Origin of the sequence: Nisaea sp. (assembly GCF_040217065.1) — a bacterium.
Lineage (GTDB): Bacteria > Pseudomonadota > Alphaproteobacteria > Thalassobaculales > Thalassobaculaceae > Nisaea.
This window is the reverse complement of sequence record NZ_JAVJNX010000009.1, coordinates 408,599-432,882: the sequence shown is the minus strand read 5'-3', so window position 1 is coordinate 432,882 and position 24,284 is coordinate 408,599. Positions and strand designations below refer to the sequence as shown.

Sequence of the window (24,284 nt, the reverse complement as noted above, 5' to 3'; positions counted from 1 at the left end):
GATCTGTACAGCCCGGCGGTTGAGCGCATTCAGTCAGGGGTTGGCATTTTGAACGGGCAGAGTGCTTCGTAGGCGGCGCTCGCCCGAAACACTTTGTCCTCCCGGTATTTCTGCCCGACGATCTGCAGACCGGCCGGCAGGCCATCTTGGGTAAAACCGCAAGGGACGGAGGCAGCCGGATGTTGTGACAGGTTGAATGGATAGCTGAAGGCGGTCCATTCGGTCCAGCGCCGCATCCCCGAGTCTTCCGGCACTTCGACGCCTGCATCGAAGGCGGCGGTCGGCATGGCCGGCGTCAGCAGCAGGTCATAACGGTTCAAGAGCTGGTTCACTTCCAGCCCGAGCGCCTCCCGCGCCCGGATCCCGTCCTGGTAGTCGGGGAGCGTGATCTCCAGCCCTTCGCGGCAGACTTCGGCGAAACCGGGATCGAGCATTTCCCGCTGCTCCGGACTGAGCGCCCGGTATGCGTTTGCCGCCCCCGTGAACCAGTGAAGCCTGAACGTCTCGGAGGAGGACGAGAAGTCGAGATCGACCTCTTCGACATGGGCGCCGAGTTCGGAAAAGCGTTTGACGGCCGCTGTGACCAGCGCGGCGATTACCGGGTCGACCTTGGCAAATCCCAGATCGGGGCTGTAAGCGATCCGCATGCCCCTGACCGACTGGCCGGAGATCTGCCGGAAATCACACCGGTCATCGGCGGCGGAATACCAGTCCCTGACATCCGGTCCGCTCATGACGGTCAGCATCAGGGCGGCGTCGGCGACCGTCCGGGTCATCGGGCCGACATGGGAGACTGTGCCCATCACGCTGGCTGGAAACTGTGGCACGCGACCGAAGGTCGGCTTGATACCATAGACGCCGCTATAGGCCGCGGGAATGCGGATCGAGCCGCCGCCATCGGTGCCCTGGTTCAGGGCGGCCATGCCGAGCGCCGTCGCGACCGCCGCGCCGCCGGAAGACCCGCCCGGGGTCTTCTTCGGGTTCCAGGGGTTCCGGGTGATGCCGCTCAGCGGGCTGTCGGTCACGCCCTTCCAGCCATATTCCGGTGTCGCGGTCTTGCCCATGAAGACCGCGCCATGGTCGCGCAGGCGGGCGACGAAAGGCGAATCCGCGACACTCCTGAAATCCGGGTCGCTGGTCTTCGACCCGCGCCGGACCGGCCAGCCGGCGACCTCGGCCAGATCCTTGATCGTGGTCGGGACGCCGTCCACGAGACCGAGCGGCCTGCCGGTCTTCCAGCGCGCTTCGGACGCTTTCGCGGCGGCCAGAGTGGACGTCTCGTCAATGAAGACAAAGGCCTTTAGCGTGTCATTGTGCTTCCCGATCTCGGCAAGTGATGCCTGCGCCACCTCGACCGGCGAAATGGTTCCGGCGGCATAGGCCTGGACCAGATCGGTCGCACCCATCATCGCGAGGTCGCGGCTCATTCTATTGCTCCTTGCACATGAAACGGTTCAGCGGACCGGCGCCGGCCAGCTCGGGTCGCGGAATTCCTGGATCTCGAAACGGTAATTGCCGATACCGCGGAAAAAGGCGGAAAAGACATTGAAGGTCTCGCTGTAGGCGGGCGGAGCATCGAAGACGACTCCCTTGGCTTTCATGCGCTGGTAGAAACCGTCCACATCGTCGGATACGAACGAGATGGTGACAGCCGGATCGTCGGCGGGCGGGCGGTTTGTGCACACACCGAGAAAGGCATTCGGCGCCACTTCGAATATATGGCAGCGGTCGTTCTGATTGAGCGCGAAACGAAACCCCAGGATCTCACCGAGGAATTCGGAGGAGGATGCGAGGTCCTCCGTATAGATGAAGGACAGCATCTGACCGACTGATGACATTGTTTTTTTCTCCCGGGGCCGTGGCGAAGGAGATGGGCCACGGAAAATCGAACGAAGCGGGAGTTTAGGACGTGAATTAACCCGGACGCAATTCGGTCAATCAAGCAATTCAGTATTCGTATGGGGTGATGGCGTCAGCCTGAAGGCTGTAGCCGACTTCGGCCAGGTCCGTTTCCTCTTCGAGAATGCCAAGCACGCCAGAGACATAAACCGGCTCGAACATCTCGCGCGGATTATAGGACTGCTCGACCCGAACCAGGATAAGCTGGTTCGGCGGCGGCGGCGGGACGTGGATGCAGGCGCCGACATAGGGCACGAGGATAAGCTCTTTCACGCCTTCGCCATTATAATCCAGCGGAATGATATATCCGGGAATCCGGATATTGGTTCCGACAAGCTCTCGAACAACGTCTTTTCCGTCGGTGCTGTATGCTGGCGCGGCGCCACTATGATCTGGAGCCGGACCGCTATTGTCGAACAGCGACGTGCTCTTGCTGGTTGATTGGGTGGGACTGTTGATGTCAGGGATAAGATCCTGCCAGAGGATATCGCGGGGCTCACCAGAGGCCTGTGCTGAAAGGCTTGGCACCACCAGTGTCATGGCGGACGCTGCGGCAATGCGCAACGCGGCTCGACGGTTGAATGCTGATTGTTTCAAAACATTCTCCTCATTGCCGAACAGTCATACCATCGGCCAGAGACATCCGGTAGGCACCGATGGCTGGAACAAGACCTGATAGGATACCGCCACACACGAATCCGCCCAAAATCAACATTTCTCTTGTCGAGGGTAACGAAAAAGGCAGGTAGAGCCCATAGGCTTGGTCGACAATCGGGCCGGCGATCGCAAGTCCTGCAAGAAACAGGAAAATTCCAAACAATGCACCGGCGAAAGCCAGTGTTCCAGCTTCAAGGACCATCAGGTACCCGACGATCGACGGCCCGGCGCCGACTGCCCTCAGGATGGCCATTTCCCGGCGTCGTTCCGACAGGCTGGACAGGATTGCCGCTACCATGCCGATCAGGGCGGTCAGCACCACCATTCCTGAAACCCCGGCCAATGCCGACTCAGCGACGCCGATCAGGGACCAAAGCTCCTGCAGCGCAACTCCGGGCAGGACAGCGAGCAAGGGTTCTTCCGGATACTCGTTGATCAGGCGCTGAAGACGGAAGGTTTTCAGCTTGGATGTGACGCCGACCAGCACGGCCGTGATGCTCTTCGGTGTCAGATCCATAGTCCGAACCACATCGGCACCAGTGGACTGGCCCGGCTTGCGCGCGCCGCTTTGCCAGTCGACATGGATCGCTTCGATCGCCTTCAGGCTGACATGGACCGTGCGGTCGACCGGCGTGCCTGTCTTGTCGAGGATACCGGCGACACGGAACGGCATGTCCTCGTGTTTCGTGAAGCCGACGGCACCGAGACCGTGCGCGACGACAATCGGATCTCCGACCTTGTAGCCGAGATCCGCGGCCACGTCGGCGCCGAGAACGGCGTCGAACAGATCGTCGAAACGTTCCCCCTTGGAGAAGGTCAGCGGGGCATTGCCGCGAAACCGGTAATGCTCGAAATAGGCGCCTGTCGTGCCCATGACCCGAAAGCCGTGATGACTGTCGCCGAGCGAGATCGGCACGGTCCAGGCCACTTCCGGCCGGTCCGCGATGTCGCGGTAGCTTTCCCATGTGATGTTGTTCGTGGCGTTGCCGATCCGGAACACCGAGTACAGCAGCAACTGGATGCTGCCGCTCCGGGCGCCGACGATCAGATCCGTGCCGGCTATGGTGTTCCCGAAGCTGGCGCGGGCGCCGGTCCTGACCCGCTCTACGCCCAGGAAGAGGGCGATACTGATGGCCAGAGCGAGAATGGTGAGCAACGCCGTCGAGCGCCGGTTCGCCAGTGACTGGAGGCTAAGCCGGAACAGCATCTGGCATCTCCGTGTGCTGCTGGATGTCCGTCAGCCTGACGACGCGGTCGAACCAGCCGGCCAGCCGCTCGTCATGGCTGACCATAAGAAGCGACGAACGGCTTCGGTCCAGTTGCTGGAAGACAAGGTCGAGAAAGGCCTGTTGCGACTCTCCGTCGAGCGCGGACGTGGGCTCGTCCGCAATCACCAGCTCGGGGTCGCCGATCAGGGCCCTGGCGGCGGCCACCCGTTGCTGTTGGCCGGTACTGAGGCTGGAGGCGACCTGCCCGGTCTGTGCGTCCTTCGGCAGGCCAAGCGCGGTCAGCAGCCGCTCCGCCGCGTCTTGATCCGGTCCGTGCTCGCGCACCCGGCGGGCCCGGTCGGGCGCGAAGCTGAGGCCGAGACGGACATTGTCGAGTGCCGTCGCGTAGGGCAGCAGATTGAACATCTGGAAAATCACGCCGAGATGCTCCGCGCGAAAACGGTCCCGTTGCGCCGAGGACAATGTGCCCAGGTCAGTTCCGAGGATCTGGATTCGCCCTTCGCGGGGAGAGGAAATTCCGGCGATCAGGCCGAGCAAAGTGGATTTTCCGCCGCCGGACGGGCCGAGCAGCAGAACACGCTCGGCCCTTTCGATCCGGAACTGATCGATCCCGATCCGGAACCTGCTGCCGGGCCATTGGAACGCGATATCTTCGAGCAATACGGTCGGGGCATGCGGGGCAGGTTCAGACTCGGACATGACTTCAATCCAGCGTTAGCACCGGCGAATCTGGCTCGACCTCGAACTGGAACTGCCCGTTCGGAGAGACAATTTGCACGTCGAGCTCCTCGCTGCCCGGGAACCGGGCAAAGAAGGGAAAGGCGAAGCCGGAGATCTTCCCGGTGTCGTCGCAGGCGAACCGGTAAGTTACATGAAACTCCATATGTTCTGCTTCATGATCTTCCTCGCCGGACTTTTTGTCGTGATCGTGGTCGTCATCTTCCAGAAACGTAAATTCGCTGAGGCGGCAACTGGCACTGCCGGTGACCGTGAACAACGCGTCACCCGCAGCGAGAGCGGCCTTTGCCGCGTCAAACGCGTCCTGCTGGGCGGGTGTTTCCGGCTGATGCTCGAAACCGACTATATCCGACCCGGGAACCTCAAGCTCCATTTCGATGACTGAGTCGTCTATGGCGATCGTGAGTTGGCCATGGCCATGTTCATGCGCATCGGCATGACGCGGCTCTTCGGCCATGGCGATTGTGCTCGTCACGGCAAACATGGCCGTGAGGTAAAGGGAAAGTCGGTTCATCGGGCGGCTCCGGGAAGGGCGAATGCGTGATGTTTATATATGTTATAACATTACAGAAAAAATGCCCGTGCAACATCTTTCTGCACCCTTCAGCCCGAGGATTGTATTTTGATCCGGCTTCCCTCGCGGGGCGTGCAGTCGCCGCTAAGCCACTGCTGAACCATACTTTCCTTGCAAGCCGCCCACGGGCGATCAATGCCGCCACCGATTTCCTGCTGATAGATCATGGCAAAAACGATGACCAAAAGAATGGCCGCTAGAATCCACATATTCCGGCTCATGGCGTCGCTCCTGTGTTCGTCCTTCAGGTAGGTACTGTCGGATCGCGAGAAAAGGGTTAACGCTGCATTTCCCTATTCGGCCCATTCGACAATATGGTCGGGGAGTTTTTCGTCCGGCACATATTTCTCGGAGACGGCCCGGCCGCGGACGGAGATGCCCGCGACATGGACCATGTCCGGATCGCCGCAGACAAGATGATGCCAGTGCGGCAGATCCCGGCCTTCCTTGACCAGCCGGTAGGCGCAGGTCGACGGCATCCAGATCAGGTCTTCCAGAACGTCCGGCGTCAGAATGACGCAATCGGGAACCTGCGCCTTGCGGTTCGGATAATCGCCGCACCTGCAGGAATGACAGTCCAGCAGAGTGCAGGCCACGTCCGTGTAGTGCAGGTCGTCGGTGACATCGTCGATCAGTTTCACGAGGCAGCACTTGCCGCAGCCGTCACACAAGGCTTCCCACTGCGCCGAGCTCATCTGCTCCAGCGGCGTGGTTTTCCAGTATGGCGTTTCAGCTTCGTCCCGATCTGCAGCCATTCAACCCTTGTCCGCGATTTTCGCCAGCACCGGGAGAATGTGATCCCGGAAAGCGGCCGGATTTTCCGACATCGGGAAATGCCCCATGCCGGCCATGATGATCGCCTCTGCACCGGGAATGCGCTCCGCTGTACGCAATGTGTCTTCCGGCGTGCAGGAGTAATCATACTCTCCGGTCATCAGATAAACGGGACAGGCACCGGTGTCGATGGTGTTGCTGGCGCGCTTGTAATCACTGTCGGTGCGATAGAAATGCATGTCGCCCTTAAACACCTCCGGGCCGCCCTGATAATAGTGCCAGAGGGTTTCCCAGCGAAATTCGTTCGGGCTCTGCGGCGCGACGAGGCCGGAAACCAGGGCGGCGCAGAAGTCGCCACGCAGGAATTCCGAGCTGTCCAGCCAGCTGTTGTCGTACCAGGGCGAGGGGCTGTCGGAACCTTCGAGGCCGATGACGCCGCGCAACGAGCTGCCTTGCTCCTGGGCCAGACGGACCACCACGCGACCGCCCATGGAGCAGCCCATGACCACGGGCCGCTCAAGTGCCATCGCCTGCGAGAAGGCGGCGATTGCCGCGACATAGAACTGGCTGGTGAGTTTGTACTCCTCACCTTCCCAACCGACCGGCGGGTTCGACTTGCCGTGCCAGGGGAGGTCGAATGCAATGACCCGGTAACGGTCCGTCACCGCGTCGTCGCACATCAAGTGGCGGTACTGGCTGGAATGTGCGCCTGCGGTGTGCAGGCAGAGCAGGGGGATTCCGGTGCCGGCCTCCTCGAAATAGATCCGGTAGGACCGTCCCTCGATCTCGAGATGGACATAGCGTCCGGTGATCGGCTCGATCCGCGCGCTCATTGGCCGGCCTCCTGGCGCAGGGAACGCGGCAGGGCCAGCAGTTCCTTCACGTAACGCAGATTGTGCAGAAGCGGTGCCGTGTTGCCCTCAAGGCTGGCATGGCCATAGCGGGTCATGGCGAAAAGGTCCTGGTAGCCCGGCGGCGGCATGTCCGAGCTGAACACGTCCCAGACTTCCTTCGGTGCGCGGATGGCGAAATCCCAGCTCCGCATCTTGAACGGACCGATATCGACCGTCGTGACGTGACCGTTCTCGACCGTGACATGATACGGCGTGTCGCCGACTTGCAGCAGGAACCGGGAATCCATGTAACGGCCAATCCGCTGCAGGTCCGGCCGCGCGGCGACGGCGTCTTTCAGGCATTCGAACACGAAAATTCTCCTCCTTGCAGGGAGCTTTGGGTCAATAGACGGTACGGCCGCCGGAAACGTCGAAACAGGCGCCGGTACTGAAACTGCATTCCTCGGACAGCAGCCAGCACACCATGGCGGCACATTCCTCTGCCGTACCGAGGCGCTTAAGCGGGCTTTTCGAGACCATGACCTTGACATGCGCCGGGTCCATCCGGTCCACCATCTCGGTATCGAGGGCGGCGGGAGCAACGGAATTCACCAGCACGCCGGTGCCGGCAAGTTCCTTTCCCATCGATTTTGTCAGGGCGATGACGCCGGCCTTCGCCGCGCTGTAGGCGGGCGCGTTCGGCGTGCCTTCCTTGCCGGCAAGCGACGCTATATTGACGATCCTGCCATAGCCGCGCCCGACCATGCCGGGGGCAATGGTCTTGGAGCACAGGAACACACCGGTGAGATTGACATTCAGCACCCGCTGCCAGTCCGACAGGGCATAATCGATGGTGGAGACCGTCGGGCCGGCAATACCCGCGCTGTTGACCAGCAGATCGATCGGGCCAAGCGCTCCGGTGGCCGAGGCGTGAGCGATGCAGACATCGGATTCGGACGACACGTCGACTTTCGTGGTGATCATCCTCTCCTGCAAGCCGATGGCTTCGGCCGCAGCGGTGAGTGCGGAACCGTCCTGGTCCCACAGGGCGACTTTTCCCCCGTTTTCCAGAATACGTATGGCAACGGCAAGACCGATGCCCTTTGCGCCGCCCGTCACAATCGCGGTGCGGCCGCTGAATTCCCCATCCTTCAAGGCGTTTCTCCCGAACGCGTTTAATTCTGCAACCCGGGCTCGTGACGGCCCGGTTGTTAGGTGATCCCGATGGTTATTTTGTGGCGAGTGTAAACTCTCCCTCGCGAATACGGTGCGGCCATTCGGCCACCATGTCCGCGACGGCCTGCTCGCCGTAATTCTCGATCATATCCGTCAAGGCAGCAAAGATCGCAGATGAGGCGACCATTTCCGGTGCGCAGCCGCTGTCGACCGCTTCGTCCCAGGCCTCCAGGATGAGTTTCAGGGCGACACGTTTCTGTTCGTCGTCCGGCAAAACGCCCGCATCTGAGTTGGACATCTGTCTCTCCAGCAAGTCTTCAATTTCGGCCCCAACGGAAGCAGTAAAGTGTTTTAGCGTTGCTTGAGGCTGGCGCCGGTCGAACGCTAGACTGTAACGATAAATAGTGGGAGGAAAAACATGTCAGAAAATCATGACTTCTTGCATCACGTCGGAGACGAGCATCCATTCGTTGCACGCGGCCTGAGGAATTATTTCGAATATCGCGATCTGGGAATCGAAGAAGCATCGAAAGGCGATGTGGTTTCGCACGTCATCCGCGCCCGCGAAGGGCACAACGCGACAGGTGCCTGGCACGTGCATGACTGCAAGTTCCAGATGTTCTATGTGCTGAAGGGCTGGGCCCGGTTCGAATATGAAGGGCAGGGCGTGCATACCATGAAGGCGGGCGATTGCGTCATGCAGCCGCCGATGATCAAGCACCGGGAGATCGAACATTCGGCGGATCTTGAACTTATCGAAGTGGTCTCCCCGGCCGATTTCAAAACCTATGAGGTTGACGGGCCCGACGCCTGACGCCACCCGTTCGCAGCATGTCTGAGCGGCCGACCTTGACGGACCTTTCCGGTTCCATGTCGGCCGGTCTTGCTTGGAGGGCGGACAACACGCCGTTTTCCGAACGGTTTGGCGAGGTCTATTTCCCGGCGGAGGATGGACTGGCGGAGGCCCGTCGCGTTTTCCTCCAGGGGAACGGATTGCCGGCGGCGTGGGCAGGCCGCAGCGATTTCACCATTGGTGAAACCGGTTTCGGGACCGGGCTGAATTTCTGCGCGGCGGTTCAGGCCTGGCAGGAGACCAGGCCGTCGGGCGGTCTCCTGCACTATATCGGCATAGAAGGGTTCCCGCTGAGCGCCGATGATTGCTTCAGAGCGCTGTCGCGCTGGCCCGAGCTGATCCCTGTCGCGACGGAATTACGGGACAAGTATCCCGCCCCCGTTCCCGGCCTGCATCGAATCCATTTCGATGACTGGGGCGTCATCCTCACATTGGCGATCGGTGAGGTCGGGGAAATGCTGGCCGCACTGCATGGACAGGTCGACGCCTGGTTTCTGGACGGTTTCACACCCCGGGAAAATCCGGAAATGTGGAGCGATCCGGTTCTGGCAGCCGCCGGAAGACTGACAAATCAGGGTGGGAGTCTTGCGGCCGCAACTGCGTCCGGCGCGGTTCGGAGCAGTTTTGCCGCGCAAGGCTTTGCTTTGGCTGAAATGCCCGGCTCCGGCGGTGCGCGGGAGGGTGTGGTTGCCAGGAAGTTGACGGAAGTGCCGGGTGACCGGAGGCCTTTGTCTGCGCGCGCCGCGCCCACCCGAGAGCGGTCGCGGAAGGACCGGGTTGCGATTATCGGCGGCGGGATCGCGGGTGCGTCTTTGATCCGGGCCTTGCGTCGGCGCGGCATGGAGTCGGTGCTTTACGACGGTGCCGGCACCGGCGGTGGTGCATCCGGCAATGCCTATGCACTCGTGACACCGCGCATGGATGCGGGCGACAGCACGACCGCACGGTTCTTCGCGGCGGCCTACCGCTACGCTGTTGCGCAATATGGTGAGGGGAGCTGGTGGGATCCGTGTGGGTTGCTCCAGATGCTCGAGGACGAGGCCGCCCTGGACCGGGCCACAAAGGCACAGGGCTTTGCCTGGCATCCGGCGGCCGGATGCCAATTGCTCGATCGGGCGCAAGCGAGCCTGCGTGCCGGAGTAGAACTGGATTGCCCGGGCCTGTTCTATGAATCGGCAGGGCAGGTCCACACCGCAAACCTGCTGCATGACTGGATCGGGCCAACCAGGATTGTCGGGACCAACATCGATCATATTGTGCGCACGGACCGGGGATATATCCTGCTGGATCCGGACGAAGACGTCGCCGGGGAAGCCGATGTCGTCATTTTTGCCGCCGGGGACGGCAACCGGCGCTTTGCCGATACCCGCTGGGTCCCGATTGCCCCTGTCCGCGGGCAGGTTTCCGAGGTTCCGGCCACGGATGCAAGCAAGGCATTGAAATGCGCTTTGTCCTGGAACGGATATCTCTCGCCGGTTCGCGACGGACGGCACATGCTCGGCGCCACCCATGACCGGATAAACAAGATAGGCAATGACTGGGATCGGGCGGTCATTGACGCGGACCATCGCTTCAATCATGCGAACATGCCGGATTGCCTGGCGCATCTAGTCGTAAAGCCGAATGACTCCTGGTCCGGGCGCGCCCGATTGCGCTCGGTGACGCCCGATCACGTTCCCCTGTTCGGCACCGTTCCGGATGCCGCCGCCATGGCTGACGCTTTCCTGCGGCGGATCCGCTGGGGTCCTGTGACTTTTCCGGGCGGCGACCTGCTGATCCTCGGAGGACTGGGCTCGCGCGGTTTCGTTACGGCACCGCTCGCTGCCGAACTGCTCGTCGCCCGCCTGCTGGGGGAAGTCTGGCCGATGGAAGAGGCGCTAGGTATCTCCGGTGACCCCGTGCGGTTCGCCGAGAGGGCCTATCGGCATGGCCGGGTAGAAGAATTTCTCGGCTAACGTGTCAGTTTGGAAAAGGCATATTAACCAATAAAAAAGGAGTTTCTGTAATGCTTGGGTTTAGAAACTCCTGAGCGGCACCTTAAGCCGCTGGTTCCGGGGTGTTTGTGGCTGCTGCGGAAATCTGATGAGAGGGGAGAAAAGTGAACGGTTCGACGAAACCGGGAAACGAGTCTCCTCCTTCGAGGATTCTAGCAAGCCTCACGGCCTCGCCATTTGCTGTTGCCTCGGCAGCATTTCTCATTGTGCTTGCAGTGACGCTTTATGCCCAGTTTGCGATCGATGCACGCGAGGATGAAGAGCAAGCCGCTCACCATAACTTCGCGCGCGCGCATGTTGCCCAGAATTTACAGAACTACCTGCATTTCCGGTTCTTTGAGGTCAGCAACATGGTAATGGCTCTGGAGAATTCCAGCGCACCGCCGACTGAGCGCGTGTTTACCGGGATGGCCGAGCATTTTCTTGGAAGCTTCAGCGGCGTTCAGGCCGTCAACTGGGTCGACCAATCCGGCACGGCGCGCTGGATTGTTCCGCTGGCAGGAAATGAGCCGGTTAAGGATAAGGACCTGACGGCTCTCATTGTACCCGGCGAAGCCATTGCTGCGGCGCGGTCAGATGGATTGGCGCATGCTACCCCGCCGATCACCCTGCTTCAGGGCGGATCCGGGGTTGCGACCTATTTCCCGGTCACGCGCGGCGGAGAGATTTCCGGTTTCATCAATGTCGTCTTCCGCTTTGCCGATCTTTTCGACAGCATCGCGGGCCTCGATCCGCGGGGGTCGATTTCGGTAGCGCTTCACTTCGACGGGAACCACGTCCTGTCACAGTCGGAGGAACCGCAAGGTCGGGTGGAACGATCTCTCTATGCTGATCTTGCCATTCTCGACCAGACCTATCAGCTGGAGATCAGGTCGCATGAAACCTCGGCCAGCTATTTCAATCCGATCATGCTTGTTCTGGTGGTCAATCTCCTGTTCGCAGGCGCGATCTACCGCCTTGTAACGCAGATCGGACTCCTGGCCCGCAGTGAGTCGCGCTTGCGCGACTATATGGACATCGCCTTCGACTATTTCTGGGAGTCAGACCGGAATCACCGGATCACATACCTTTCGTCCCGGTTTGAGGAAATTGTCGGGTGTCCAGCGAGTGAATTCCTTGGCCGGACATTGAGTGAGTGCAAAATCGAGCCTGCTACGGATAGCGATCTCGGAGACCATGCCAGGACCATGGACCGCAGACACCCGTTCGAGAATTTCATGTTTTCTTTCAAGGCACCGGATGGGAGCAGAATCTGGATATCATCGTCAGGTAAACCGCTCTTTTCACCGCACGGCCGTTTTCTCGGCTACAGGGGAGCCGATCGCGTCATCAACGAGCAGGTGACAACTGAAAAGCGTCTACGCCGCGCCTGGGAGCACGCGGAAGCTGCAAACCGCGCAAAGAGCAACTTTCTTGCCGGGATGAGCCACGAATTGCGCACGCCGCTCAATTCGATCATCGGGTTTTCAGAGATCATTCGAGATCAGATGCTGGGGCCGGTCGGCAAGCCGCAATATGCCGAATATGCGAGTGACGTCGTCTCGTCCGGCCGTCATCTGCTCTCGCTGGTGGATGACGTGCTGGATCTGTCGAAGATCGAATCCTCAACGTTCGAGCTGTCCGAAGACGAGATCGAACTCGCAGATGCTTTCGAATTTGTCCGGCGCGGATTCAGGCGGCATGCCGAAGCGCGTGGAGTGAGCATAGAGATGAAAGTCGCCGATAACGCAGCTTTCGTCCGCGCTGATATGCGGCTGGTGCGTCAGATGGTGATGAATCTGGTCTCGAATGCCATAAAATTCACGGATTATGGCGGCAAGATCAAGATCGAGTCGATGCGGGATGAAGACGGGCGCGTCCACATAAGAGTGACTGATACCGGAACCGGTATTCCGGCGGAACAGCTGTCCCGTGTGCTGGAGCCGTTCTTTCAGGTTCGCGAAACAGCCTTGCTGAGCCACGAAGGGTCCGGCCTTGGGCTTTCTCTCGTGAAAAGGTTTATTGAGCTACACGAGGGGACAATCGACCTGGAAAGCCGTGTCGGCGAGGGCACGCTGGTCGACCTTACCTTCCCGGCAAGCCGCTCCTGTTGAGTTTTCAGCGGAATGGCGGGGAGTGGACCATTATTGTCAGTCTACCGAACGGAGGCGCGCGGCAAAGCGAAGACGCATTGTCATGGGAACAGAGTGGAAACGGTCCGTGTTACGGAGTTGAGCCCGAATGCAGGCTGGTGATGGTGCCGGTTGAGGGACTCGAACCCCCGACCCTCTGATTACAAATCAGATGCTCTACCAACTGAGCTAAACCGGCGCGCCAACATTTCTGCGGGATACAGCGAGTTGCCTCTGTCGTCAACGGGTTTGGCTTCCCGGAGTCTGGAAAACAGTGTGCGTTCCGTCTCCGCCGGCAGATGTTGATGGAAACTGCCGTGCCCTGTCGACCGGGAAAGCGTGTCCTAACCGTTTGAGACCACCAGTTGCGGCCGTGCGAAACGTGGCTGTGAGCCTGCCGCGACAACCATGCGGGCTGCCTGCACCAGGGACGCAACTTGCACATCTCGATCGCATAGGTCTTTCAGAATGCTTGTCGCCTGTCGCACATTGGTAATCTGGGTGTCCGAATAGTCCGGTGCCTTGTGGCCCGGAGTTGCAGCCTCTTCAAACCGTGTGACGAGTTCTGAAATCAGAACGGATATGACCCTAATCGCATCATCAAACTCTGATACACGCTCGCCCCTGCATTTCAACTGGCTGAGCCGAACATTCAACTCGAGCAGTGCGTAAACCTGTTGGTGGCGAACATAGAGCTCGCGTCCGCAGGGTTCCCGATTGTTCAATTCTAAACTTTCGAGCATCCAATCACTCCGGGCCTTGTAGCGGCCGTTATCTAGATTTCGTCGGGCATTTCAGCCTGGCAGCTGACAGAATCGTTCTGCAGGGACTTTACGCATGAAAACGTGAATCGCTCGTGAATCATGACGCATGAAAATCCACGAAAATTCGAAACGGATTAAGCGTACCGATTTTAGTTCCTTTTTGTTCCCTTTATGTTTCCGTATTGCATATTTTAATGTGTCAATGGGCGCTGTTTTTTTCGAAAAATTGAGATCGAATTGATGTCGAGAACCTCTTGGTGGGCGATGTGCTTGCGGTAGAAACCCGGTCGTGGCTTTTAAAACTCAAAGCGTTTCGGGATTTGATGTATCGTTCTTGTTAACCATCATCGGTGTCCGGAACAGCGCTATTCCGGTCACCGATGATGCAGCAATGTTTATGAATTCTTAAGCTCGATACGGGATTATGAAATATGGGCTGGACCAGGAAGAGCGCTGATTAATGAGTGTCAAGTTGCAGGAAGCGAAGGCGAAAAAGAGTGCAGTCGACGAGGAGGCCCTCGACTCTCTGCACACGTTGCCTCTCTCTATCATCCCCTTGCAGACGCCAGGCCTGAAGAAAGCATTCATGATCAAGAATGCGCGCCTGGAAAGCGCCATAGAACTGTTTCGTGATAGCGGTTCCGGCAGCGGGCAGGTCGAGGCGAAGGAGTTGCATGGATATTTCCAGGATGTCGGTGGGGCACTGACCCACGACCTGATCATCCTTGAAAAACTTTCCTCCTTGGAATCGTTCGATATTTATTCCCTGCGCCTTGAATTGCGCAATCTGGATATCGGTTTTGAGGATTTCTCCGCGCTGCAGCTTTCCGAAGCCAAGCGTGCCGAGCTGACCGAGTATATGCGCGCCTTCACCCGGCCATTGATCCAGCGTGTTTACGGCGGCGACCAGTCAGAGGGCGTCAGTGATGTCGGCGAGATCATCAAGATGGTGGCGTCGCCGGACCGGAACGAGGCGGTCGCTAAGCTGAAGCGCCTTGCCGAGGAACTGAACACCGAGCTGACCGAGGTGCCTAAATTCCTGGAGCGGTATGGCGACATCTTCCTGTCCCTGTCGTATTTCCGCAATTGCCTCGACAAGATTATGCGGCAAATCCCGACTTTCATCTCCTGGATGGAGGAGCTGCATAGTAACTACCAGATCCAGAACGACAGGAACCAGCTCAAGGTTCTGATCGAGATCGAGTCGGACCTGAACGAGATCTCGACATCTCTGGTCGGACGGTTTGAGTATTTCAACCACCGGTCCCACGATTTCTGGGACAATATCAGCGCGGATTCCTTCCAGTCATTCCAGGAACTGGTCACGGCACACCATGTCAGTATCGGTGCCGTTTTGTGTGGTCTCGCTGTGAAGATGAACCTTTATGAAGCCCGCTTTCCCAATCACGGCGGGGGGCCGGTGAAGCGCCTGGAATTCATCAATTCCGAGATCAAGCCAGGTCTAAAACGCATCAAGGATATCGAGCAGCGGGTCGGTGCTGTAAAGTAAGCTGGTTATGTCCCGATCGCGTGATCTCGAAGCCCACGGCACACTAGACAAGCAGCGGCACCTGTCTTCTGTGGCAGAAGGACCCCCGTTAGAATGACAAGCTCGAAGATGGTTCAGTCCGGATCGGTCGACGAGACGATGACTCAGGACTACGAAAATCGTGGCCGATTGCTGAGCATCGCTGAGAAGCTGGCGAAAATCGGGTATTGGCGCCTCGATCTCACGAACAACAGTGTTTACTGGTCCGATGCAGTATTTTTGCTGCACGGCCTGGACCCGGGATCTGGCGCGCCGGACCTTGAGGCCGCCATTGATTCCTATCTGCCGGAAGACAGGCCAAAGGTTCGTGCCGAGCTCGAAGAATGCATAAAAACGAAGGAGCCGTTCGAGTTTTCCTTGCGGATTCGGCTTCCCGACGGCGCAATCAGGAACGTTCGCACCTACGGGGTTCCGGAGCTTGGAAGAGATGGAGACGTTTCTGCCATCATTGGTGTCTTCCAGGACATCACGAACCGCGATGACATCGAAAAAGCGCACCGGGTCAACGAGTTGCTGCGCCAGACGATCGATGCTCTTGACGAGGCCGTTAGCATCTACGATGCGGATGATCGCTACGTATATGCCAACCCTAAATATTTCGAACTATTCCCGTATCTGAAAGATATCGAAGACCTCGAAGGCAAGTCGTTCGAGGCGGTGCTGCGCATCAGCCTGAAGAACGGTGTCATTGACAGTCCGCTCGCGCGGAACGATCCCGAGACCTATGTCGCGCAGCGTTTGCAGGCGCGGGCTGACGGGCCTTCCGACCTCGGGGACCGCAAGCACAAGAGTGGACGCTGGTATGCCGCGCGCGAGTTTCGCACCGACTCGGGCGCGCTTATCACCATGCGTCGCGATGTCACGGAACACCGGATAGCCAGCACAGAGCTGGAACGTGTAACCGAGCGATATGAACTTGCTGTATCGGCCGGCGGGATTGGCGTCTGGGAATATGACCGTTCCGCGGACAGCTTCTACTGGTCGGATTTTGCCGTCGGTATCCTGACGGGCGGGCTGGAGAAGGCACCCGCCGACATGGCGTCTCTGTTCTCCGCAGTTTTCGATGCGGATCTCAGCAATTTCAAGGGCCAATACTGGGCGTGCGTAACACATCGGGCGGTGATGGATATCGAAGTCCGGATGCGCTCTGACGATGGCCAGGTAACATGGGTGCATTGGCGTGGCCGTCCGGTCGCCGGGGACGACGGCAGGATCCTGCGGATCGTTGGCTCGATCGTGGATGTGACACGTCGGAAGCTCGATCAGGAGAGGATCGTCCGGAGCGAGGCGCGTCTGAGTGAAATCGCGCGCACGGTTCCCGGCGTTCTGTGCCAATGGTCACGGGGGGAGGATTTGTTCCCCCGCTTCTCGTATCTCAGTCCGAAAGCGACTGAGATATTCGGGTTCGAAGACACGAGCCCCGGCGCTGTGTCATCGGAATTACGGCCGGTTGCCGAAGATGAAGAAGCTGTGAGAACCGCCCTGGAGGCCCCTTTGCGTACGGGGGATCAGGTTCGCTTTGAAGCACGCTATAAGCTGCCAATGCGCGGAACCCGCTGGATCCGAAACATGTCGGAGGTTGTCCGGGTTGCGCATGAACGCATCGAGTTCACCGGCGTAATGGTCGACGTCACGGAGATCAAGGAAGCACAGAACAGGATCTTCGAAAGCGAACGACGGATGGCTGATGCCATTGAATCGATCAGTGAGGCCTTTGCGTATTTTGATGCAAACGACAGGCTGATGATCTGCAACGACACCTATCGATACTTGCGTCCTGCAATTGCCAGTCAAATCGTCCCTGGATTGCTGTTTGAAGATTTCCTCAGACTTGTGGCCGATTCGGGTCAGATTCCGACCGACTTCGGCGAGATGGGATCCTGGTTGCGCAAGCGCCTCGACATGCACCGCGATGCTGATGGCAAGCCGGTTCAGCAGACCTGGCCGGACGGCAGGGTTCAGTTGGTTTCCGAACGCCGGACAAAGGACGGCGGGACAGTTATTACGCTCACAGATATTTCAGACCTGAAGCGACGTGAAACAGCGCTGGAGGAAGCGCATGCACGTCTGTCCGATCAGCACGAGGCACTCGAGAAGCTGGCCGATGATCTTGACGCAGCCCGCCGGGCAGCGGAAGCGGCGAATGACGCCAAGTCTCAGTTCCTTGCGATGATGAGCCACGAGATACGGACACCAATGACCGGTTTGCTGGGGATGGTCTCGATGCTGCGGGAAGAGCACCTCAGTGATCAGCAGCGTGGTTATCTCGACGTTCTGGGGCAATGCGCCGACACATTGCTCAGCCTGCTGAATGACATTCTCGACCTATCGAAGATCGAGGCTGGTCAACTGAAGCTGGAGAGCATCGACTTCGATCTTGAAAGCACTGCAAGAGAGATTATTGATCTGTTCGGCGGAGGAGCATCTGACAAGGGTGTCTCGCTGCTCTTCCGGATGTCCGACACGGCCGTGCGCAGGGTACGTGGAGACCCGCTCCGCTTTAAACAGGTGCTCGCAAACCTGGTCAGCAACGCCATCAAGTTTACCGCCGAGGGGCATGTATTGTTGCAGTTGGATGCTGTCCCGGAAGGAAACAATGTTCTGGTGTCCGGTAGCGTTTTGGACACAGGGATGGGGATTCCCGAAGACGCCATCCCGAGGTTGTTCAAACGGTTTGATCAGGTTGATACGTCGACGACGCGGAAATTCGGTGGAAGCGGTCTCGGGCTTTCGATCTGCCAGCGGCTTCTTCATTCGATGGGGGGTGACATTGCCGTGAGTTCCGTATCGGGAGAAGGCAGCACGTTTTCCTTTTCGCTGACCCTTGAAAAGGGGCAATCCGAAGAGGCCGGGTCGCCCATTGCCGATGAGAAGAATGATGGCGTCCAGCCAGATGTTGAAGCGGTTCCGGACCTGCGCATCCTGCTTGCTGAAGATAACAGTCTCAACGCCGACCTGATTGCGATGATGCTTGCGAAATGGGGACACCAAACAGAGATCGCGGCGGACGGGCGTGTTGCGGTGAACAAGGCCTCTGCCTCCGTGTTCGACCTGATCCTGATGGATATGCAAATGCCGGAGCTGGACGGTCCGGACGCGACGCGTGAAATCCGCGCCGGAAGCGGCCCGAATCGCGAGACGGCGATTGTCGGTCTTTCCGCCGATGCCATGCCGGAACATCGGGCGAAATATCTTGAGGCGGGCCTCACCGATTTCGAGACCAAGCCTGTCGATTGGGATCGGCTTCGGCTCTTGATCGCGCGGCTCTATGCAGGTGGCATGATGCCCCATCGTTGATCACCCGCAAACGCCGGCAGGCAATCAATTTGCCGGCGCCGGACCCGCCGGACCTATTCGTCAGGAATGCGCTTGTCGCGCCCCATTTCTCTGATGGAATAGGCCGCTCCGGCAAAAATCACCATGGAGCCCAGGATGGTGAGCGTGCTCGGGGTCTCCAGGAAAAACAGCACCCCGATCAAACCAGCGAATATCAACCGGGTGAATTCCATCGGCTGCACTGCGGATGCCTCGCCATGTTTGTAGGCCTGGATGTTCGAGTACTGCGCCATGGACATCAAGGCGCCGGTCAGCACCATGGCGAGCAGTTCACCGCTCGTCGGCGTTTCCCAGTAAATGAACGCGGGTATGCCGAACACGATAGCCAGCCCGAATGACTGATAAGTCATGATCGTGACCGGTGATTCGGTCTTGGTCATGAACCGGGTCAGAATCATGACGAAGGCGACGAAGACCGCGGAGGACAGCGCGAGAAAAGCGTAGAAATCAATGCCGTCGAAAGTGGGTTGCAGGACGATCAGGACACCGATGAACCCGATAACCGTCGCCCCCCATCGTTTCAGATCGACAACTTCCTTCAAAATCAACACGGCAAGTACGGTGATAAACAATGTGCGCGCGAAAGAGATTGCCGTTGATTGGGCGAGCGGCATGTGGATGACGGCCGTGAATCCTGTCGCCATTGCACAAAGAGAACAGAAAATACGACCTGCATGCAGTGACAGGCGATCGGTCCTGAAAGCGACCGGAAAGGATTTAACAAGGCGCGGTGACAAGATCAGAATCACGCAGATCTGACGAATGAACAGGATTTCCCAGACCGGGATCCGTTGTCCAACATCCTTGATGGCCGCAGTCATGACCGTGAACAAAAGAGAGGCGAGCACAAGCCACGCGCAACCCTTGAGATTCTCGGGCACGCGGCCCCAAAGTCGGTACAGTTTGTTAAGCACCTGACGGGACCCAATCAGGTGTTGCTGAGACTCTAAACTATCCGGCATCAGGTCCGCTTACATATTTAATGACGACGCTATTCGGGGTGTATTTTTAGTTGTTGTCAATCGGTTTGTAGCAGAGGCCCATCCGGCGGATTGATGCCGCATGGCCCCAAAAATCGTTCAGATAACAGCGAACCGATCCAGGACGGAATATGTTACAGGTTTTCCCGGTCTCTATCCTGCGATTGAAATTCCGCGATTCACATGTCTGATTTTACTGAAGCGAGGGCTATGACTGGGCCTTTGCAGGCCAATATTCTCAAGGTCCTCAACGAAGCGGCCACGGTGGTTGAAACGCCGTGCGGCAATGGCCGTATGGTCTGGCGAAAGTGGGGGGAAGGGCCGAGCGTCGTTCTGATTCATGGCGGCTTTGGGTCCTGGAATCACTGGTGTCGGAATATCCTGGCACTGTCGCGTGAATTTACCGTGATTGCACCGGACCTTCCGGGACTTGGGGACAGTGATCGGCCGGAAGGAGAGAGTACGGCGACGCATATCGGCGAAATTCTGACCGCCGGACTGGAGCGGGTGATTGATCCGAGCTCCAATCTCCATATTGGCTGCTTCTCTTTTGGTGCCGTCCCCGGAAGCGAGGCGGCGGTCCGTCTCGGTGACCGTGTCCGCAGTTTTACGCTGATTGGTGCGGCCGGATTCGGCCCGCGTGAGCGGTCGACGGATGGACTGGTCCGAATTCTTCCGGAGATGGATGATGCAGTGCGCCGGATAACAGCTCGCAACAATCTGGAGGTCCTGATGTTCGCGGATCCTGCAAATGTGGACGATCTTGCCGTCGACATTCAGCTGGCGAATACGGCGCGGGCCCGGTTCCGGTCACGGCCGTTATCGCTCTCCGATACGGTGCTGCGGAATCTTCCAAAGATCGCCGCGCGCCGGAATGCGATCTGGGGGGGCGAGGATGTTACGGCGGCTGGCATGGTGAGCGTGCGGAATGCCGCTATTAAGGGGGCCGATCCAGACGCGGAGATCGTGGTCATGGATGGTATTGGTCACTGGGTACAGTACGAAGCGGCAGATGCCTTCAACGAGCGGTATCTCGGAATGCTTGAACGGGCATCCTGAAGCCAGGCGATTCGGTATTGAAAAGCCGGACGTGAAAAACAAAAATAACGGAGGAAACAAAGCATGAAGCTGGTCGTATTACCTGGAGACGGGATCGGTCCGGAGATTGTCAGCGCGACGATGACTGTCTTGCGGGCGGCCGACGAGCGGTTCGGGCTTGGGCTGGAACTGGCGGAGCACGCGATCGGCGAAGCATCGCTCGCCCGGCACGGCTCGACCCTGCCGGAGCCGGTATTTGAGAGCGCGTCGGCGGCGGACGGCGTTATCCTCGGTCCGGTCTCGACAGCAACCTATCCGCCCGCCTCTGAAGGTGGTCTCAACCCGTCGGCCGAATTCAGGCGCCGGCTTGATCTGTTCGCCAATATCCGTCCGAGCCGCTCGGTTGGGCACGATGCGGCATTGGTCAAGGATATGGACCTGGTGATCGTGCGCGAAAACACCGAAGGCTTCTATGCCGTGCGCACGATGTTCGCGGGCAGCGGGGAATTCATGCCGGACAAGGATATGGCCCTTGCCGTGCGCAAGATTACCAGGCAGGGCGCGCAAAGGATCGGTCGCGCCGCCGCGGAACTGGCCATGACCCGGCGGAAGAAACTGACGATCGTGACAAAGTCGAACGTCCTGAAACTCAGCGACGGGCTTTTCCTTGAGGCGGCCACGGAGGGCGCGAGCGCGTTTCCGGAGTTGGAGGTCGAGGAAGTCCTGGTCGATGCCATGGCCTCGCACCTTGTCCGGAAGCCCGGTGCATTCGACGTCATCGTGACTTCCAACATGTTCGGCGACATTCTTTCCAACGAAGCGGCGGAGCTTGCCGGCGGTCTTGGCTTCGCGGGCTCGCTCAATGCCGGGCTCCGGCATGCCGTGGCGCAGGCTGCCCATGGATCGGCGCCGGACATTGCTGGCAAGAATATCGCCAATCCGAGTTCCGTGATGCTGTCGACGGGCATGTTGCTCGAATGGCTGGCGGACCGCAGCGACAGCAATGCGTTGCGGGAGAGTGCACGGGCCATCGAGGCCGCGGTCATGGCCTGCGTCGCCGATGCGGCCACACGGACCCGGGATGCCGGCGGTGCGCTGGGCACGGATGCTTTCGGTAAAGCGGTCGCCCGCCGGGTCGCTGAAGTCTAAGTCTGCAAATGGAAACAAGGGAACCGACAATGCGCTCCATTACGCTGCCGGACGGCAGGACGGTACCGGCCCTCGGCCTCGGCACATGGTATATGGGCGAAAGCGCTGGTGCCCACGATGGCGAAGTCAGGGCATTGCAGACAGGGATCGATCTCGGGATGACCTTGATCGATACGGCCGAGATGTATGCCGATGGCGGGGCGGAAGAGGTTGTCTGCGACGCGGTCCGGGGGCGCCGGGACCAGGTTTTCATCGTCTCCAAGGTGCTGCCTTACAAGGCGAGCCGAAAGGGGACGATCGCTGCCTGTGAAGACAGTCTGCGGCGGCTCGGAACGGACCATATCGATCTCTACCTCCTGCACTGGCCGGGATCGCATCCCCTGGCAGAGACAGTCGCGGCTTTCGAGGCCTTGCAGGCGGACGGAAAGATCGGCGGCTACGGTGTCAGCAACTTTGATGTCGCTGAAATGATTGCCTGGGAAAAGGTGGCCGGAGCCGGTGCCTGCCAGACAGACCAGGTTCTCTACAACCTGTCACGCCGGGGTATCGAATGGGATCTGCTGCCATGGGCCCGGGAGCGGAAGATGCCAATCATGGCCTACTCGCCGCTCGAGCAGGGCCGGCTGGCAGATCGCACCCTGCGTTCCATCGCGGAAAAGCATGGCGCGACGGCCATGCAGGTCGCGCTCTCCTGGGTGTTGCGCAATCCTTCGGTGATTGCGATCCCGAAGGCGTCCAACCCTGTTCATGTGCAGGCAAACAGGGCTGCGCTTGACCTTGGTCTCGACGCGGAAGACTTGCGCGTGCTGGACGATAGTTTTCCGCCGCCGCGCCGAAAACAGGCGCTGGACGTGCTCTAGCGGGGTGATCCAGGTTGAGGGTGCGGTATTTAAGGTACATTCCATGTTTGGCTTAGAGGACGGAACGCATTACGGTTTTTGGCACTCTTGCCGCAGCAGATTTCCAGGCAGGTCACGTTTACTTTAAAAAGGCCTTGGAAAAAAATCAGCGAATCACCACAATATAAGATAGTACGGCTTGAATACGCGACGACTTGGAGTACAGGCCATGAGTGCCGTTGATAGCAAACATGTTGAGCGTAAGAGTCTCGAAATTCTCGCCGAGGCGGTCGATCGCACGGTTGGAACAGGTTTCGTCCATGCAGCCATCGCGAAAGCGGCCAAGACGCTTGCAGAGAAGGAATTCAGTGCGGCCGACAAGGCCTTTCGGATGCTGAACCCGCGCGAGACTCGAAAAGTCGAGAAAACGGCTCTTGAAAGCGCGTCTATCCTTGCCGAACATGGCGAATATACGGATCCGACGGACGACATGAATCCAAATCCGAAATTCGGCGATATCCGGGCGCGCTCCGTGAAGCTCGGTTCCTGATTACTCAAAGACTTTTCCGCGCGCCCTTTGCTGCCAGCAGGACTGTGCCTGTCCCGGCAAGAGCGAGCAGGGCCGTGACCATGAAGCTTCCGCTATAGGTGCCGACCAGCTGATAGCCGAGCGTGAAGACGGCCGGCCCGACGATTACCCCAGAAAACGTGAAGAACAGCGCTGCACCGGTCATATTGCCGGCCTTGCCCTGCGGGCTGTGCTCAACCACTGTCGATGCAAACACCCCGTTCCAGCCCATCGCCGTGAACCCGAATATGAAGAACAGGACGTAGACGACGCCAACCGGCCAGTCGGGAGCGACGAAAACGGTTGCCAGCGCCGATAGCGCAGTGAGCAAAGCATTGACGATGAGGGCTTTGAAGCCGCTCCGGATGCGGTCTGCGAGGACGCCCCAGGCAATACGGCCGATCACGCCGGCGACCTGCACGGCGGTGAGGGCAAGCCCGGCGGCGACCAGCGTGTATCCGGTCTCCTCCACCAGGAAGGTGACGGCAAAGGCATTCAGGGATAGCTGGATCGCGGCGAGGAACAGCCCGGTGAAGCAGAGCCAGCGGATCGCCGGCAGCTTCAAGGCCGCCGTGATGTCGGCGAGCGGCGAGCGGAAGAGGGGGGCGGCTGCGGACCGGTCGCTGTCCCAGCGTTTCCGCAACAGTTCCATGAAGAGCGCCATGGCAAGCGCTGCGCTCATGGTGACCAGCATGCTGGTCTGCCAATCGAGCGCAAGGGCGATGGCCGGTGCGAAGGTACTGGCCGCTATCCCGCCCAGCGGCACGCCGGTAAAGCGGATCGAAAACACGAGATTGCGGTTCTTGGGCGTGACCACTTTTGACAGCAGGTGGGCGGCCGGCGGATTGATCAGGCCGTAGCCGAAGCCGATGATGAAGGATCCGAACGCCATAAGGGGCAGCGATCCGCTGGCGATCACCAGATGCGCCAGGGCGAAGAGCACAAGGCTGACCTGCGAGACCCGCCAGGCGCCCAGCCGCGCCACCAGACCGCCGGCAAACAGGCTGGTGACCATGCCGCCGAGATAGACCACGACCACCTGGAGGCCGATCATGGACGCGTCGATGCCGAGAGCGGCTGCAACCTCCGGCGCGATGGCGGGCAACCAGAGCGACGCCATCGATCCGATCAACTGCACCCAGATCATGAAGAAGACGACCGTCACCGTGTCGCGGAGTGGCGGTGACGGCCGGGTTTCAGTGGGATGTGCCATGCTGACCCTG

At 59.3% G+C, this 24,284-nt stretch carries 24 protein-coding genes and 1 tRNA gene; 9 read left to right on the top strand and 16 right to left on the bottom strand.

Translation table 11 applies throughout. The features are described from left to right. Window positions 1-29 precede the first annotated feature (29 nt). The 12 genes from RH950_RS14350 to RH950_RS14295 form a co-directional block, all read right to left on the bottom strand. A complete protein-coding gene (locus RH950_RS14350) occupies window positions 30-1,427 on the bottom strand; it encodes an amidase (RefSeq protein WP_350057894.1) in 1,398 nt (465 codons plus the stop codon). Window positions 1,428-1,454: 27 nt separating this feature from the next. Continuing rightward, the gene (locus RH950_RS14345; RefSeq protein WP_350057892.1) at window positions 1,455-1,838 is read right to left on the bottom strand and encodes a VOC family protein; all 384 of its coding nucleotides are present in this window, start codon (window positions 1,836-1,838) and stop codon (window positions 1,455-1,457) included. Window positions 1,839-1,947: 109 nt separating this feature from the next. Beyond that, entirely contained in the window at window positions 1,948-2,496 is a 549-nt protein-coding gene (locus RH950_RS14340) for a DUF3299 domain-containing protein (protein ID WP_350057890.1), read from the bottom strand. Between the two features lie 10 nt (window positions 2,497-2,506). Further along, window positions 2,507-3,763, bottom strand: coding sequence for an ABC transporter permease (locus tag RH950_RS14335; RefSeq protein WP_350057888.1), 1,257 nt, complete (start codon window positions 3,761-3,763; stop codon window positions 2,507-2,509). After that, window positions 3,747-4,484 carry an ABC transporter ATP-binding protein gene (locus RH950_RS14330; RefSeq protein WP_350057886.1) on the bottom strand — a complete coding sequence of 246 codons (738 nt, stop codon included), beginning with the start codon at window positions 4,482-4,484 and terminating at the stop codon, window positions 3,747-3,749. Before RH950_RS14330 ends, RH950_RS14335 begins: the two co-directional genes overlap by 17 nt. A 4-nt stretch (window positions 4,485-4,488) precedes the next feature. Then, on the bottom strand, window positions 4,489-5,037 hold the full coding sequence (locus RH950_RS14325; RefSeq protein WP_350057884.1) for a ZrgA family zinc uptake protein: 549 nt from the start codon (window positions 5,035-5,037) through the stop codon (window positions 4,489-4,491). A gap of 89 nt (window positions 5,038-5,126) precedes the next feature. After that, window positions 5,127-5,318, bottom strand: a complete 192-nt coding sequence (locus RH950_RS14320) for a hypothetical protein (RefSeq protein WP_350057882.1) — start codon at window positions 5,316-5,318, stop codon at window positions 5,127-5,129. A 72-nt stretch (window positions 5,319-5,390) separates the two neighbouring features. Beyond that, window positions 5,391-5,852 (bottom strand): YcgN family cysteine cluster protein, encoded by a 462-nt coding sequence (locus RH950_RS14315; RefSeq protein WP_350057880.1) that lies wholly within the window; start codon window positions 5,850-5,852, stop codon window positions 5,391-5,393. Then, window positions 5,853-6,704: an alpha/beta fold hydrolase gene (locus RH950_RS14310; RefSeq protein ID WP_350057878.1), complete on the bottom strand. Its 852-nt coding sequence runs from the start codon at window positions 6,702-6,704 to the stop codon at window positions 5,853-5,855. Continuing rightward, window positions 6,701-7,075: a hypothetical protein gene (locus RH950_RS14305; RefSeq protein ID WP_350057876.1), complete on the bottom strand. Its 375-nt coding sequence runs from the start codon at window positions 7,073-7,075 to the stop codon at window positions 6,701-6,703. Before RH950_RS14305 ends, RH950_RS14310 begins: the two co-directional genes overlap by 4 nt. Window positions 7,076-7,106: 31 nt before the next feature. Then, a complete protein-coding gene (locus RH950_RS14300) occupies window positions 7,107-7,859 on the bottom strand; it encodes an SDR family NAD(P)-dependent oxidoreductase (protein ID WP_350057874.1) in 753 nt (250 codons plus the stop codon). Window positions 7,860-7,932: 73 nt separating this feature from the next. Next, window positions 7,933-8,178 (bottom strand): hypothetical protein, encoded by a 246-nt coding sequence (locus RH950_RS14295; protein ID WP_350057872.1) that lies wholly within the window; start codon window positions 8,176-8,178, stop codon window positions 7,933-7,935. Window positions 8,179-8,298: 120 nt separating this feature from the next. Here RH950_RS14295 and RH950_RS14290 point away from each other — a divergent pair, with 120 nt between their 5' ends. From RH950_RS14290 to RH950_RS14280, 3 genes are all read left to right on the top strand, one after another. Continuing rightward, window positions 8,299-8,694, top strand: a complete 396-nt coding sequence (locus RH950_RS14290) for a cupin domain-containing protein (protein WP_350057870.1) — start codon at window positions 8,299-8,301, stop codon at window positions 8,692-8,694. 35 nt (window positions 8,695-8,729) lie between these two features. Continuing rightward, the gene (gene mnmC / locus RH950_RS14285) at window positions 8,730-10,688 is read left to right on the top strand and encodes a bifunctional tRNA (5-methylaminomethyl-2-thiouridine)(34)-methyltransferase MnmC2/FAD-dependent 5-carboxymethylaminomethyl-2-thiouridine(34) oxidoreductase MnmC1 (protein WP_350057868.1); all 1,959 of its coding nucleotides are present in this window, start codon (window positions 8,730-8,732) and stop codon (window positions 10,686-10,688) included. A gap of 143 nt (window positions 10,689-10,831) precedes the next feature. After that, entirely contained in the window at window positions 10,832-12,820 is a 1,989-nt protein-coding gene (locus RH950_RS14280; protein WP_350057866.1) for an ATP-binding protein, read from the top strand. A gap of 141 nt (window positions 12,821-12,961) precedes the next feature. Here RH950_RS14280 and RH950_RS14275 read toward each other — a convergent pair. After that, window positions 12,962-13,037 (bottom strand) — tRNA-Thr (locus RH950_RS14275). A 145-nt stretch (window positions 13,038-13,182) separates the two neighbouring features. Then, entirely contained in the window at window positions 13,183-13,581 is a 399-nt protein-coding gene (locus RH950_RS14270) for a hypothetical protein (RefSeq protein ID WP_350057864.1), read from the bottom strand. Window positions 13,582-14,062: 481 nt separating this feature from the next. Between RH950_RS14270 and RH950_RS14265 the strand changes: the two genes are divergently transcribed. Continuing rightward, window positions 14,063-15,112: a hypothetical protein gene (locus RH950_RS14265; RefSeq protein WP_350057863.1), complete on the top strand. Its 1,050-nt coding sequence runs from the start codon at window positions 14,063-14,065 to the stop codon at window positions 15,110-15,112. A gap of 93 nt (window positions 15,113-15,205) precedes the next feature. Then, a complete protein-coding gene (locus tag RH950_RS14260) occupies window positions 15,206-18,448 on the top strand; it encodes a PAS domain-containing protein (protein ID WP_350057861.1) in 3,243 nt (1,080 codons plus the stop codon). 53 nt (window positions 18,449-18,501) lie between these two features. Here RH950_RS14260 and RH950_RS14255 read toward each other — a convergent pair whose 3' ends face one another. Continuing rightward, on the bottom strand, window positions 18,502-19,368 hold the full coding sequence (locus tag RH950_RS14255) for a DMT family transporter (protein ID WP_350057859.1): 867 nt from the start codon (window positions 19,366-19,368) through the stop codon (window positions 18,502-18,504). Between the two features lie 309 nt (window positions 19,369-19,677). On the opposite strand from RH950_RS14255, the gene RH950_RS14250 reads away from it, so the two are divergent. The 4 genes from RH950_RS14250 to RH950_RS14235 all read left to right on the top strand — a co-directional run bounded on the left by RH950_RS14250 (window position 19,678) and on the right by RH950_RS14235 (window position 23,043). Further along, entirely contained in the window at window positions 19,678-20,526 is an 849-nt protein-coding gene (locus RH950_RS14250; protein ID WP_350057857.1) for an alpha/beta fold hydrolase, read from the top strand. 63 nt (window positions 20,527-20,589) lie between these two features. Next, window positions 20,590-21,654, top strand: coding sequence for an isocitrate/isopropylmalate dehydrogenase family protein (locus RH950_RS14245; RefSeq protein WP_350057855.1), 1,065 nt, complete (start codon window positions 20,590-20,592; stop codon window positions 21,652-21,654). 29 nt (window positions 21,655-21,683) lie between these two features. Beyond that, on the top strand, window positions 21,684-22,514 hold the full coding sequence (locus tag RH950_RS14240; protein WP_350057853.1) for an aldo/keto reductase: 831 nt from the start codon (window positions 21,684-21,686) through the stop codon (window positions 22,512-22,514). A gap of 208 nt (window positions 22,515-22,722) precedes the next feature. Further along, a complete protein-coding gene (locus RH950_RS14235; RefSeq protein WP_350057851.1) occupies window positions 22,723-23,043 on the top strand; it encodes a hypothetical protein in 321 nt (106 codons plus the stop codon). A 4-nt stretch (window positions 23,044-23,047) separates the two neighbouring features. Here RH950_RS14235 and RH950_RS14230 read toward each other — a convergent pair whose 3' ends face one another. Further along, a complete protein-coding gene (locus RH950_RS14230) occupies window positions 23,048-24,274 on the bottom strand; it encodes an MFS transporter (protein WP_350057849.1) in 1,227 nt (408 codons plus the stop codon). Window positions 24,275-24,284: the final 10 nt, after the last annotated feature.

Excerpts from the sequence above, each read along its gene's own strand:
- RH950_RS14245 (WP_350057855.1), top strand. The coding sequence starts at position 20,590 with ATGAAGCTGGTCGTATTACCTGGAGACGGGATCGGTCCGGAGATTGTC.
- RH950_RS14325 (WP_350057884.1), bottom strand. The coding sequence starts at position 5,037 with ATGAACCGACTTTCCCTTTACCTCACGGCCATGTTTGCCGTGACGAGC.
- RH950_RS14295 (WP_350057872.1), bottom strand. The coding sequence starts at position 8,178 with ATGTCCAACTCAGATGCGGGCGTTTTGCCGGACGACGAACAGAAACGT.
- RH950_RS14250 (WP_350057857.1), top strand. The coding sequence starts at position 19,678 with ATGACTGGGCCTTTGCAGGCCAATATTCTCAAGGTCCTCAACGAAGCG.
- RH950_RS14350 (WP_350057894.1), bottom strand. The coding sequence starts at position 1,427 with ATGAGCCGCGACCTCGCGATGATGGGTGCGACCGATCTGGTCCAGGCC.
- RH950_RS14235 (WP_350057851.1), top strand. The coding sequence starts at position 22,723 with ATGAGTGCCGTTGATAGCAAACATGTTGAGCGTAAGAGTCTCGAAATT.
- RH950_RS14265 (WP_350057863.1), top strand. The coding sequence starts at position 14,063 with ATGAGTGTCAAGTTGCAGGAAGCGAAGGCGAAAAAGAGTGCAGTCGAC.
- RH950_RS14290 (WP_350057870.1), top strand. The coding sequence starts at position 8,299 with ATGTCAGAAAATCATGACTTCTTGCATCACGTCGGAGACGAGCATCCA.
- RH950_RS14260 (WP_350057861.1), top strand. The coding sequence starts at position 15,206 with ATGACAAGCTCGAAGATGGTTCAGTCCGGATCGGTCGACGAGACGATG.
- RH950_RS14330 (WP_350057886.1), bottom strand. The coding sequence starts at position 4,484 with ATGTCCGAGTCTGAACCTGCCCCGCATGCCCCGACCGTATTGCTCGAA.
- RH950_RS14310 (WP_350057878.1), bottom strand. The coding sequence starts at position 6,704 with ATGAGCGCGCGGATCGAGCCGATCACCGGACGCTATGTCCATCTCGAG.
- RH950_RS14345 (WP_350057892.1), bottom strand. The coding sequence starts at position 1,838 with ATGTCATCAGTCGGTCAGATGCTGTCCTTCATCTATACGGAGGACCTC.
- RH950_RS14240 (WP_350057853.1), top strand. The coding sequence starts at position 21,684 with ATGCGCTCCATTACGCTGCCGGACGGCAGGACGGTACCGGCCCTCGGC.
- RH950_RS14320 (WP_350057882.1), bottom strand. The coding sequence starts at position 5,318 with ATGAGCCGGAATATGTGGATTCTAGCGGCCATTCTTTTGGTCATCGTT.
- RH950_RS14335 (WP_350057888.1), bottom strand. The coding sequence starts at position 3,763 with ATGCTGTTCCGGCTTAGCCTCCAGTCACTGGCGAACCGGCGCTCGACG.
- RH950_RS14315 (WP_350057880.1), bottom strand. The coding sequence starts at position 5,852 with ATGGCTGCAGATCGGGACGAAGCTGAAACGCCATACTGGAAAACCACG.
- RH950_RS14270 (WP_350057864.1), bottom strand. The coding sequence starts at position 13,581 with ATGCTCGAAAGTTTAGAATTGAACAATCGGGAACCCTGCGGACGCGAG.
- RH950_RS14230 (WP_350057849.1), bottom strand. The coding sequence starts at position 24,274 with ATGGCACATCCCACTGAAACCCGGCCGTCACCGCCACTCCGCGACACG.